Origin of the sequence: Aliiglaciecola sp. SL4, from assembly GCF_041538045.1 — a bacterium.
GTDB lineage: Bacteria > Pseudomonadota > Gammaproteobacteria > Enterobacterales > Alteromonadaceae > Aliiglaciecola.
Window position 1 is genome coordinate 231,282 of sequence record NZ_JBGOSE010000006.1, and the last position, 13,029, is coordinate 244,310.

General features: G+C 38.2%; 8 protein-coding genes and 1 pseudogene. 3 read left to right on the top strand and 6 right to left on the bottom strand.

Going from position 1 to position 13,029, the window contains the following annotated elements:
• The first annotated feature begins 200 nt into the window (after nucleotides 1-200).
• Entirely contained in the window at nucleotides 201-473 is a 273-nt protein-coding gene (locus AB6T38_RS11250; protein ID WP_372547400.1) for a peptide chain release factor-like protein, read from the top strand.
• 202 nt (nucleotides 474-675) lie between these two features.
• On the opposite strand, the gene AB6T38_RS11255 is transcribed toward AB6T38_RS11250, so the two are convergent.
• Nucleotides 676-1,542 (bottom strand): DUF6731 family protein, encoded by an 867-nt coding sequence (locus AB6T38_RS11255; RefSeq protein WP_372547401.1) that lies wholly within the window; start codon nucleotides 1,540-1,542, stop codon nucleotides 676-678.
• 440 nt (nucleotides 1,543-1,982) lie between these two features.
• Nucleotides 1,983-2,738 (bottom strand): hypothetical protein, encoded by a 756-nt coding sequence (locus AB6T38_RS11260; protein ID WP_372547402.1) that lies wholly within the window; start codon nucleotides 2,736-2,738, stop codon nucleotides 1,983-1,985.
• A gap of 601 nt (nucleotides 2,739-3,339) precedes the next feature.
• Here AB6T38_RS11260 and AB6T38_RS11265 point away from each other — a divergent pair.
• Nucleotides 3,340-3,759: pseudogene (locus AB6T38_RS11265) on the top strand (PhoH family protein); the annotation flags it as partial.
• Between the two features lie 209 nt (nucleotides 3,760-3,968).
• Here the strand turns inward: AB6T38_RS11265 and AB6T38_RS11270 are convergent.
• From AB6T38_RS11270 to AB6T38_RS11280, 3 genes are all read right to left on the bottom strand, one after another.
• Nucleotides 3,969-4,922, bottom strand: a complete 954-nt coding sequence (locus AB6T38_RS11270) for a hypothetical protein (RefSeq protein WP_372547403.1) — start codon at nucleotides 4,920-4,922, stop codon at nucleotides 3,969-3,971.
• Between the two features lie 81 nt (nucleotides 4,923-5,003).
• Nucleotides 5,004-6,401: a siroheme synthase CysG gene (gene cysG, locus AB6T38_RS11275; RefSeq protein WP_372547405.1), complete on the bottom strand. Its 1,398-nt coding sequence runs from the start codon at nucleotides 6,399-6,401 to the stop codon at nucleotides 5,004-5,006.
• 142 nt (nucleotides 6,402-6,543) lie between these two features.
• The gene (locus tag AB6T38_RS11280) at nucleotides 6,544-8,274 is read right to left on the bottom strand and encodes a DEAD/DEAH box helicase (protein ID WP_372547406.1); all 1,731 of its coding nucleotides are present in this window, start codon (nucleotides 8,272-8,274) and stop codon (nucleotides 6,544-6,546) included.
• 328 nt (nucleotides 8,275-8,602) lie between these two features.
• Here AB6T38_RS11280 and prsT point away from each other — a divergent pair, with 328 nt between their 5' ends.
• On the top strand, nucleotides 8,603-11,344 hold the full coding sequence (prsT, locus tag AB6T38_RS11285) for an XrtA/PEP-CTERM system TPR-repeat protein PrsT (protein WP_372547407.1): 2,742 nt from the start codon (nucleotides 8,603-8,605) through the stop codon (nucleotides 11,342-11,344).
• Between the two features lie 731 nt (nucleotides 11,345-12,075).
• Here prsT and AB6T38_RS11290 read toward each other — a convergent pair.
• On the bottom strand, nucleotides 12,076-12,909 hold the full coding sequence (locus AB6T38_RS11290) for an ion transporter (RefSeq protein ID WP_372547408.1): 834 nt from the start codon (nucleotides 12,907-12,909) through the stop codon (nucleotides 12,076-12,078).
• Between the last annotated feature and the right edge of the window lie 120 nt (nucleotides 12,910-13,029).

Here is a 13,029-nt window from a genome sequence, read left to right on the forward strand (position 1 = left end):
CCATTGATTGGCCTCGATTGGAAGAGTTAAATAGAAATTGATGAAAGAGGTGTTGAATGTGAATATTCAAAGTGCATTGCTCAATGTAATTAAGCAAAAAAGCGAGTGTGTCAAGAGCTTAAGCAGGAACAAGAAAACAAAGTATTAGAAAAATAGTAATTACTATTTTTTTAAGTAAACGTCAGTAAAAGGTAATAAGTATGAGTAAATTTGAAGATGAAATAGAATTTTCAATTATCAAATCAGAGCAAACAAAATTCCTTTCTGTTGACGTAGGAGTAAAAGCCAAACACCAAAAAACAGGTATTACTGCCGAAAGTACATCTTATTCTAGTCAACATCAAAATAAGCTTTCTGCTATTGAGATTTTAAAAGAAGAGTTGGTTAAAGAAAGGTTTTTAAATATTGATGAAAGTGACTTGGTAGATGGTGAACAATTTATGAAAGATCTTGATTCAGGTAAGTATGATTAATTGAATAAAACTAGCTAAAAGATAGAGGGTGTTCAGAACTCTGTGTCAGCCTAGTTTATGTCCTTAGCTTAGTGCCCACATTGGCGTTTCTTGCGCCTTTGTGCGTGGGTGCAGTTAAAACTCATAACTGCCTGTCTTATGAAATCTGGGAAGCCCACCACTAATGAATTATGAGCTACTACAAGTAACGGTTATGTTTCAGTTATTCCAAGGATTTGAAACTGGTTAGTGCTGCTTCTAAGATTTCTTGAGCAACATTTTCATCAATATATTTATGGCGTGTCGTAATTTCAGTCTTATAATTAAAGAAAGCATTTCCGAAATCTAAATGGACTACAGAGCCATCTTCATTTTTTCCTTTAACTTTCAAAAGGGTACAGTCGTCGTGATTTGATAAGTAATTTACTATTTCAATGACATTTTCTTTTGATAGCCCAGTATCTTCTTTTTCGTCGATAGCAAAATCTAAAGCAAGTTGCATATTGCTTTCAAGGTAAGGAGCGCTGCTTAAATCACGAATTAACTGAGGAGCGTTTTCAGATACATCAGAAAGCGAAGATGTTCCTATTTTAAAATGTAAGCTGCTGTAATCATTGATTTCAGTTAATTTTGAAAATTCTTTTTCTTTTGGAATAAGCTCCAGTTTAACTTTACTCGATCTGTTATTACTGAATTGTTCCAGCAATGAAGTTCCTACACTTTTCAAGCTAACGCTTGGTCCAGACGTAAAGCCGATTACGATCTTTAACTCAGGAACTATTGAAAAGAAATATGGGTCACCAATAATGCCTTGGTTTATCGCTATGGAAGAAATTTTACCGTCACTTGTGGCTTTGGTTTGCCATGTGTTCCTCTCACGGACAACTGTTACGGGATAAACATTTAGCTTAGATTGTTGAATATAATCAGATGCTTTTACTAAATGCTTCTTGTTCCGAATGCTGATGATCCGAGTTCGATTATCATTACTCTGATTGGCTTGGTAATTGGAAACAAACTCAGTAAAAAAAGAGTTCTCAGCTTCAATTGAGAAAAACCTGACAGTAATGCTCTTTTTTAGTTTGTTCATAATAATCCGTTATGTAGTCAAGTATATTTCAGCGCTTTTTTATGATTGTAGGATAATCTCTCATATTTATAAGAAAATGTCTACAACCGCTGGTTTAATATACAGTGTTTGTGTGTCTTTTCAAAGAAACAAACTATTTTCATTTAAGCATCAACAAGACAAATCAGAAATAGTATTTGATTATCGCCAACGGCGAAGGGGAATTATAAGATTATCTATGCCTAGAAAGAACAAAGGAGAGCAAAAAGCTCTCCTAACGTTACTAGTACGACAACAAAAAGTTGAAGGGTTAGCCGCTGCCTAACCTGCCAAATACTCGTCCTTTACAGACCGACCTTTAGCAAGGTGCCTACGCGGGTCTCGTCTGGATTTTAAGAGCGGGGAGACTCAAGCACACTCTGTAATAAATATTATGATGCTAATTGACGCAATCGTCAAGATTATTTCGTAGATGAACTAATCAAGCTAGCGCCGTGGATTATAGCTTGAGGAAACATTTGCTGCACTAAATTATAGGCTGTATTTAATGTTGTTCCTGTTGCCAATAAATCATCAACCAACAAAATTCGTTGAGGCTGAACTTGTATCGCCTTGACGTTATTTAAGCACAATGGAGGAAATTCAGTTCTAAATTGGACAGGAATTCCTTTGAGTGAAAAGCTTCCTTGGAAACCATTTTCTTGCCTCTGTTTTCTTAATCTATAAGATAACGATTTATGCTCATCAACACTAATATCGGCTCTATCAAGCAAATTAAAAGCCTCTTCAATAGTCAATTTACGCAAAAAATCATGAGAGTGAAATGCCGTGAAAGTGTTGGCTAAACGTCTACCTATTATGCGACTGATATTATGTGATGAAGGCATCGAAATCACAAAATCGTAGCCATTTGGTTCGCTGGCTTGAAATACGTTTACAATCGTTTCATAGCTGACATGAAGCTTTTTGATGCTTGTTATATCTGTCGTTAAATTATCTTTGCCTTTTAGCGCGTATATTATTGGGCAGTTATCTCCGGGGATTTTATCACGATGTATTCTTCTAGATTTACGCGAAGCCAACAGTCTTTTAAATAAAGAATAAACTATTAATCCATCGATATTTTCTTTTGTTGGATTGCCATATGGGGTTGTTTTCAACCACTCCTTATTTTCATGATCAACTTTGACTACATTTCCTTGTACAATTAAGCCCAATTGTCACCTCAACTGTCAATACTAATGTAGTTAGTCTATCTATTTTTTGCGAATGGGGGAATTAGCAATATACCGCCGAGATCACTTTTTCTGACTATTAGCAAAGATGTCGGTTCGAAATTACAATTTAGAAACTTACTACTAGGGGCTGATCTATTTCCGTATTGGCTGACTTTATTTCCTTTAAAAATCCACTTGAGCGCCAAATGGTTTAAAAGACTATTTTGAGCGGGGCTTTTAAGCCAATAGAACCTTATGTGGTTTACCAACACAGAATTGGATTTGTTCTAGTTAGAAATGATGATCTTTAGTTATTCTATATCTAACCCAAGTTTTCGATTTCAAATTTCTATTAGTGATTTTACTTGCTATGATGGATTTCATATAAATCGGATTATTGCGATCATCGCAAGTCTGAATTAGGAAAGTATTGGTTAATTCATGCAAACCATAGATAAATCATATTCCGGTTGCTTATCGAGTTATGTGAAGAAACGTTACTGTAGCTATATAAATGGAAAGGGAAATAATTAATAATTTGGATTTAAGTGAATAAGTATAAATATAACTCTTTGACAACGTAGGTGTGGATCTTAGGAAAACCGAAGAAGAAAAAATGGCACCTTGGTTAGCAGCCATTACAGATTCTTTAGAAGTGCTGCATAAAAACGATGAAAATGTGAAAGGTTCTATGAGTTACATCATGGAAAAGGCCAATATTCAGTTTAAGTCGGTTAACTTTATGCGTGGTCGAAGTATCCAAAATGCCATTGTTATTTTAGATGAATCACAAAACCTTACAGCTTCCCAACTAAAAACCATCATAACTCGATGTGGCGAGGGTACTAAGCTAATTTGTGGCGGAAACTTAGCTCAGATTGATAGTAATTACTTATCTGCAGTCACCTCTGGTTTGACTTATTTGGTGGAGAAATTTAAAGACTTCTCAGGTAGTGCAACTATCAATTTAGATGGTGTAGTGAGAAGTCGATTGGCTGAATTTGCAGAAGAAAATTTGTAACCAAAGACAAAAATAATATTGTTGAATCTCACCTTTAAGGCCATGCTCTGCATGGCCTTTTTTAATTTATCTACAAGGTAAATTTTCAGACATAAAAGTGCCAATGTATAGTTTGGCGGTAGAAGTCCATGTGAGGCCCACTATTACCCCAATAGGCTTTAGAAGATTTAACGAACAAAGAACATTATAACCTTTGAGGTGAATAATGATTAGGGGATCATCACCACTTTGTAACTGCCATTTGCGATATGTCTAGCTGTTTCATCAGATATTTCGCCAATGCCTACCAATCCAGGCCCTGTAGGTTCTATCAAAACGTGTTGAGCACCACGAATATTTATGGATTTTTCATTTGGACGCTCACCTAAGTTAACGGCTAAGAGTGCGTGATTGGGGAGATATATCATTGCCATACTCAAATCTGGAAGCAATGAGCGCATTAACGATGCGGTCAAGGTCGCTTTGCTATCGCAATCTCCTTTGTTGTTATTAAGCACCTCTAAAGGTGTGAAAAACCCAGCGCCGTTGGCATCGACGCGACTGGTTAGTTGGTTATAGGGAATACTTTGGATCCAGCCTAGCATTAAATTCACATAGGCTCTTGTGTCCGTTCCCTCGTCTAATTGTTCATATATTGCTTGGGCAGCTGGCAATAAAAACGCTCTACTTTGTTGGATATAGCGTATGTGATCAGGGATCACCCCTTCTTGACCTAAGTGATTAACAAAACGCGTATAGTGATTGGCAAATAAGTAGTCATCAAAGGCGCTTTCTTGCTTTTCAGACATCAATGATTTCCACTTATCGAGCATGGCTTGATCCCGACTGGATACTTTCAACTCTAACCGTTCACCACGTTGTTGAATGGTGACACGAGCTTCTTTTGGACTGACTTTTTGTGCTTGCTTCATCAATTCAACGTAGACATAACGTTGCGCTATTTCCGGTTTAAAGACGGTTTGATTTTTATACTGTTCTTGGGCAGTGGTTTTATCTACTGAAAAGGTCAATGTGTTCGTTTGTTTAGCTTGGTCAACCCACTTATAATTGTAGGTGTATGTATCACTATCTGATGATTTTTTAAATTGCAGTTGTTGTGCATTGGCTGGGGATATTATCCCTATTATAAATAGTAGGCACAGAACAATTAATAATGCTTTCATTGGTATTCACCCCCTCTTGGTATTAAGCATAGTAGCGAATATCAGTGTTGAGGTTAAATTTGCCGCTAACCAATTATCCCCCTAGTTAGTGGGTTGTTCAGTAGCAAACCAATTTAGTTTTTTTCTTAAGGTAACAACAGTGCCAATAATGATAAGAGAAGGCGGTTTAATTTCAGCTTCTTCGGCAAGTTCTTGTATTGTAATTAAACTGCCGGTAACCACTTTTTGTTTTTCTGTTGTGGCAGATTGCACCATTGCAATCGGCATATCTTTGGGCATGCCATGTTCAATAAGTTTGTCACGGATAATCGCCAAACCGGTTATTCCCATATAAAAGACGATGGTTTGATTTTTTTGAACTAACGCAGGCCAATCTAGATCAATGGTGTTGTCTTTTAAATGCCCAGTGGCAAAAACCACTGATTGCGCATGATCTCTATGGGTTAACGGGATCCCAGCATAACTTGCCGCCCCAGTTGCTGCGGTAATACCAGGCACAACTTGGAAAGAAACATTACGGTCTACAAGGGTTTCTATTTCTTCGCCACCTCGTCCAAAGATAAAGGGATCACCCCCTTTGAGTCTGACAACTCTTTGACCGTCTGCGGCAAGATCAGCGAGTAATACGTTAATATCTTGTTGGGGTAGGGTATGTTGGCTTTTTGCTTTTCCCACATAGATTTTTTCAGCATCTCTACGAACTAACTCTAAAACTTCTTTGGAAACTAGCCTGTCGTATACAACAACGTCGGCTTTTTGCATTAAACGTAGGGCTTTAAACGTGAGTAAGTCGGGATCACCGGGACCAGCTCCCACTAAATACACCTCACCATGAACTTTCTTTTGCTCATGGTTTGCCAATGACTCAGCAAACATCGATTCAGCTTTCTGCTGATTGCCATTTAAAATCTGTTCTGCAATAGGACCATCAAGTACATCTTCCCAAAAAAACCTTCGAGACGTGATTGACGACAAACGTTGTTTCACTTGCTCTCTAAATTTCTCCGAAAATTGACCTAAAAGCGAGATTTTTTGCGGAATGAAAGACTCTAGCTTTTGACGTAAATAGCGCAGTAAAACCGGTGCAACGCCACCGCTACTCATGGCTATCACTATTGGTGAACGGTCGATGATTGAGGGAGTAATAAACTTACACAAAGGAGTGTTATCTACCACATTAACGAGAATGTTTGCGGCACTCGCAAGCTTATGAACCTGCTGATTCACCTCGCTGTTATCTGTAGCGACAAAAATCAGGTCGCGCTTATCAATATCACCTTGATGAAACTCTCTTGTTATCGCGGTAATCAACCCTTGCTCTGCAAATTGCTCTACAGTGCTACACATCCAAGGTGCTACAACGGTAATCTTAGCTTCGCTTTTAAGTAGTAACTCTATCTTGCGGGCAGCCACTTCCCCAGCACCTACTACTAAGCAATTTAACTCTTGAGTATCAATAAAAATCGGGAAATAACGCATGTTAGCTGCCTATTGTAATCATTTAGAAGTAGATTCTGCGTGAAATTTTATATATAGAAAAAGTATTAAAAACTAAATGATAGTTCGTTTGGTTATTTAGATTTTGAATCAAAAAACCCGCCTTGTGAGCGGGTTTAGTATATTATCGTTTATCGAATTTACGCGATTTACGTTTCGGTGGCTCATCACTCCACTCACGAATGGCCAATCGCTGCCCCGCTACACGAGTTTTTTCGAGCACACCAAAGGTATTAGCTGGCATGCCCTTAGGCAGGTCAACGGTACTAAAGCTATCGAAGATCTCAATGGCACCGATATTCTTACTGCTAATATTCGCTTCATTGGCAATCGCACCAACAATGTTGCCAGGTTTGGCCCCATGAGAATGGCCAACATCAATTCTATAACGTTGCATTCCCTCGTCTGGTTTGCTGCTACGATTACGACCGCGACCACCACGTTCATCTCTTGAACCACGCTCTCTGCCACCACTACGAGGTCCACGATCTCTTTCGTTGTAAGCAGGTTTAGCGTTTAAGTCAGGGCGGTCACCTTCTTTAAGGATTAATGGCTCATCGCCTTGTGCAATTTTAGCCAAGGCCGCCATAATTTTTTCTGGGGCCGCTTCAGTTTCTTTTTGAATAGACTCTACAATAGGAATTAAGCTTTCGATTGAATCGTCTTGAATTGCTTCAATGACACTGGTTTTGAATCGAGATAAACGAGTTTGATTAATTTCAGAAATTGACGGAATCGGCATTTGTTCAATACTTTGTTTCGTCGCTTTTTCAATTGAGAACAACATGCGCTTTTCACGATGTGATATGAATAGAATCGCATCACCTTGACGTCCTGCACGACCAGTTCGTCCAATTCTGTGAACATAAGATTCTGTATCATATGGAACGTCGTAGTTAATAACATGGCTTACGCGTTCAACATCCAATCCTCGAGCTACAACATCGGTAGCTACAAGAATATCTATTTTACCTTGTTTAAGACGGTCAACCGTTCTTTCTCTAGCATTTTGCGCTATATCACCGTTCAAAGGTTCAACATCGTAACCACGAGCTGAAAGTTTGTCGGCTAACTCTACCGTTGCTGTTTTGGTACGAACGAATATGATGACACCATCAAATTCTTCCACTTCCATAATTCGGGTTAAAGCTTCTAACTTGTGATGTCCTGCAACCTGACAGAAACGCTGCTTAATGGTACTAGCAGTACTGACTTTAGAAGCAATTTTCACATGTTTTGGATTGCTTAAATAACGTTCTGCTATTTTTTTGATTGGCGCTGGCATAGTTGCTGAAAACAATGCTGTTTGGCGTGTTTCAGGTGCATGGCTTAAAATCCATTCTACATCGTCAATGAAACCCATACGTAACATTTCATCGGCTTCATCCAATACCAAAAAACGTAACTTGTCGAGTTTAAGGGTGCCACGCTTGATATGGTCGATAACACGTCCCGGTGTACCAACAACCACTTGCACACCACGTTTTAGCTGGCGAATCTGATTGTCGTAAGATTGGCCACCGTATATTGGTAAAACGCGAATTTTTTTCGAAAAGCTAGCGTATACTTGAAACGCTTCTGCAACTTGAATAGCTAATTCCCGAGTTGGGGCTAATACCAATAATTGTGTGAAGTCGGCATCAATATCTAGGTTGGCCAACATAGGAAGTGCAAATGCACCGGTTTTCCCCGTACCCGTTTGTGCTTGGCCTAGTAAGTCATGGCCTTGTAATATTAACGGTATACTCTCGGCTTGAATTGGAGATGGTTTTTCGTAGCCAACTTTTTCAATTGCTTGCAAGAGTGCTTCAGGTAGATTAAGTTCTTTAAAGGTTATATCTGTCGTACTGGTCATTCATGATCCCTGGTTACCGGATAAGTAATTAACTGACATCAGCTAATTACAGCTAAACAGGCAATCTTGAAAAGTGCCTAAAGGCCGGTATTGATTAAAGTCGTAGTATATTAGATAACCTTATTTTAAGCCAACAAAGGTGCCATTTCAGGTGATAATTTTTTATTTTTTAACGGGCAGTTAACCGCTACTTAACATTATAGGCTTAATTTTAATAAAATCGGTGTTAGTCTATTGGTTTTTAGACTAAACCCTGCTGTAAAAAATAATTAGACTTGAAGCATAGAACAAAATAGAGCTAATTTGACATTAAGGAAGAGTTAACAATATGAGAAAATTACTAATAGCAATTAGCGTTAGCCTCATTCTCGGATGTACCCAGAAAACAAGTGAAGAACATTTAACCTCTGCTCAAGAGTTTATTGCACAAAATAAATTAAATTCTGCCGTTATTGAACTGAAAAGTGCGGTTCAAGCTGACCCTAGAAATCCAATTGCCCGATTTGAATTGGGGAAAGTGTATTTAAAGCAAAAACAATATGAAAGTGCAGAAAAAGAACTAAACCGAGCATTAGAATATGGACAGCCTGCTTCTGACGTTATCCCCTTATTATCACAGGCTTACCAAAATTCTGGTGCTTATGCGGAATTAAGCCAAATTGATCATGCAGAAGCAGGAATGACCCCAGAACAAGAAATGGAAGTGGGCTTTTTTAAATTACAATCTTTGGCTCAATTAGGCAAAGAAGCGGATGCGAAATTGTTATTGGAACAACTGAGTACGGTTAATGCCGATACAGTGTACTCTGGGTTAGTTGAAATATTTGGTTTGGTGTTAGAGCAAAACGTTGATGAGGCGGTAAGTAAAACAGAAACTCTAGCGCAAAAATACCCAGAAAACGCCGACGTCCTCAAACTACAAGGTCAATTGTATTTGCGTACTCAGCAGGTAGATAAAGCCGCTGACGTTTATGTATCTTATTTGGAAGCATACCCAGAAGATACGCAAATCGTTTTTGTTTTAGCAAAACTTTTAGTCGACAACGGTAAAATAACCGAAGCCGAACCTTACATCGATCAGTTGCTCGCGATCAATCAAGAAAATGCATTACTTAATCAATTAAAAAGTGTTGTGAGCGCGGCTAAGAATGAGCATGAAAATGCACAAAAATATGCTGAAAAAGCGATTCAAAGTGGTCGTGGTGACCCAGTTCTAAGATTGATTGCCGGATATGCTGCTTATGTCCTTGAGGATTATGAGGCTGCAAATACTCACTTGTCTTATATCGCCAGTTCTTTGCAACCTAACCACCCAGCGTTAAAAATGTTAGCAGCAAGCCAATTGGAACTTGGCTTATCTGAAGATGCCAGCAATGTGTTGGAAATGTTCAGTGAAGTAACAGAACAAGATGCTAAGTTGTTTAGCAAAGCTGGATATGAATTAATTCGTGCTGGTAACCTGAATGATGCTAAAGAAGTGATTGCGCGTTCAGCTGAAATAAGCCGTTCTGCTGAGGATTTAACTCGTTTAGGCGTGTTAAGACTTTCCTTGAATGATGTCAGTGGCATCGTTGATTTAGAAAATGCTCTTGAGCAAAGTCCTGATATGGATGTGACTAAAGCCACTTTAGCAAATGCCTATTTGGCTACTGGCCAACTCGATAAAGCTGAAGCTCTAGCCGAGGAATGGATTGCTACTAACCCTGATGATTTTAAAGGTTATATGTTGGCTGGGGAGTTAGCCACTAAACAAAAAGACTTTGATACTGCAATGGATATGTATAAGCAGGCTGAAGTTCTGGATGCTGAAAATGGCCTTATTAAGTTAGCTATTGCTAATTTAGACATTGCCAGAGGGGATAGAGACAGCGGGCATCAGAAATTGTTGGCAATCTTAGCTAAAAAACCAGATTTCGTGCCTGCGTTAGCCTCTTATTATCTTTCTCACATGCAAATCAAAGAGAATGCTAAGGGTATGGAGCCCGCCTTAACCGCACTGAAAAATGATCCACAAAATGTTTCGTTGAAGTTAGTAGTAGCTCGCATGTACTTAACGGAAAAGAAATGGGATGACGTGTTAGCATCGCTAGAAGGCGTTTCAGATGATGAGACTGCACCAGCGACTTATTGGAACTTAAAAGGTAAAGCGCTGCTTGGAATTGGTGGTATAGCGGATGCAAATCAGCATTATGATAAGTGGCTCGCTGCTTATCCTAATAGCAAAGCTGCCAACATTGGTAAAATGTTATTGCTTGATGCTAAAGGAGCGTTTACAGAAGGGGCTGAATTGAGTAGCCGCTTTCTTGAAGCCCGAGATGATCTGAGCGTTGAAGTGTTAAAAACTCACTTTCTAGTGATGTCTAGACAATTTGAGGAAGCTAAAGGGGCGCTATCTAATTTGCCTGATAAAACGCAGCAGCTGCCTGTTGCAAAAGGTTTCAAAGCTCGGATTCAAATGTCTGAAGAGAAATATGCGGAGGCGCTGGATAACTCTAAAGCGGTTTATGAGGTAGTACCAAATAGCCGAAATGCGGTTTTGTTAGCCGTAAATTTAGAGCGGCTTGATAAAAAGCCCGAAGCACTTTCATTATTGCAGCAACATGCGGAAAAATATCCCAATGACATAGCAGTGAAGATGATGATTGCTGAACGGCAAATAAGCGGGGATGAGGAAACCGCCATAGCGACTTATGAAAAAACCTTGGAGCTAAACCCAAATAATTTTGTGGTGTTAAATAACCTAGCGTATTTGTACGCTCAAAATGGACGTTTAAAAGAGGCTGAAAAATACGCTAAACAAGCCGTAGAGCAATATCCTGATAATCCTGATGCAGTGGATACTTTGGCTCAAGCCTTAATGAAGCAAGAAAAGTATGATGAATCCTTAAAGTATTATGATCGTGTCATAAATGATTCCATGAAAAATAATGAGATATATCTTAATTACGTGGAAGTTTTATTTGCGAGTGGCAACAATACCTTGGGGAGACGGAAGCTTAGTGAACGTACTTTTACGGCTGAAAATAATATTGAGCGGGTTAAAAATCTAAAAAATCAATATGGGATTTAAAGCCATAAGGTTTCGATAAGAACCTCTAGAAAGTCGATATATCAAAAAAGGGAGCATACGCTCCCTTTTTGTTTAATCTTAATAAATCAGAAAATAATTCTAATCTTTTTTGAAATTCTTACACTTTGGAGAAAAAGGAAAATTAATCACATTGTTCACATGAATTTTAGACTTTTGGTTTGAACTTTCCCTATTCAAATCTATACAAACTAACTTAAAAGACTTTCCAGCCAAGTGCTTGAATGGTTCTGAGACTCTTTTAATACGCATAATTTTATTCCATTAATGATACAAGCAATGGGCAAAACAATTCTGTTCATTGCTATCATCGTAGTTAGCTAATTTTTGTTTTTAATCACTTAAGTTATTTCTAAGCGAAAACAATGCCAGCTTTTAAAAATTGAATAATACAGCTTTTGGCGCTTATTTTGGTTATTTAATTTACCTGATGGTTATGGTTAGTTATACTTTTGACGCTTAAATCCTTCTAAAACGCTTTTCCGTCAATTATTTTTTGACGTTCTATCTTTATAGTGCAATTAAAACGACTTTACTCTCATTTTAATTGAATAAATTTTATAGTTGGTGAACATAAATCTTTACAGCGTACAGATAAAGCTGAGAAAACACAGAGTGGCGCAGTGAAAAGTAGAGCTTACTGTTTGCCCTTACCATTCTGCTAGTCGCACTTTGGGCTGAAAATCCTAGCAGATTGGTATAGTCAGTTTAGTTTATTGTATATCTGTCTTTTTATGTTGATTGTTTTGGTTCAGCTTATTTAGCTGCAGGTGAATATCACTCAATTGTTTGGATAAGTCAGCAATTGTCGGCTCTCCCAGTTCAAGCATTTTTTCACTACGAGCTTTTTCATTCTCCTGTTCCATAACATTCACCACAATACCGATTACCATATTTAAAAACGCGAAGGCGCTTAAGAATATGAATGTCAGGTAAAATATCCAACTTAGAGGGTAAACCTCCATTGTTTCATACATTACGTCGGTCCAATCTTCAAAGGTCATAACTCGAAATAGGGTCAACATGGATATCGTTATATCACCCCATAACTCGGGATTAATTTCTTCGAATAAGGTGCTGCCAATTGCCCCATAAATATAGAAGATAATAAACATCAGCAACATTACGTAGCCGAGTTGAGGCATGGCTTTTACCAAAGAGGTTAATAGCAGCCGCAATTCAGGGATAATGGAAACCATCCTGAGAACTCTAAATACTCTCACTAAGCGTGCAATGATGGCCATATCGCTATTATCTGCGGGTATCACACTCACCAACACTATTAAGGTGTCGAATATATTCCACAAACTTTTAAAGAAATCCCGTTTTCGAGGCTCTGCAAAAAAACGTATGGCTATCTCTGTGAAAAAGAAAAAGGTTATGAACCAATCTAGAAAAGTGGTGACAGATATCAAGGTTGGTGACATCTCATAAGTTTTCGCGCCAACCAGTAGTGCAGAAAATATAATCACTGAAATCACTACCAGCTCGAAAATTTTATTCGAACGAATTTTAATAAATTTGGCTTTTATTGCAGAGGCATTCATGTCAGTTGAAGTCCAAACAAAAAGTTAAATAAAGCGTCCATACCGTAACAAAACGTGTGTTTTGGTGAACATAAAAAATCCGTTAACGGCACGACCGATAACGGATTTTTCTGAAGTTTT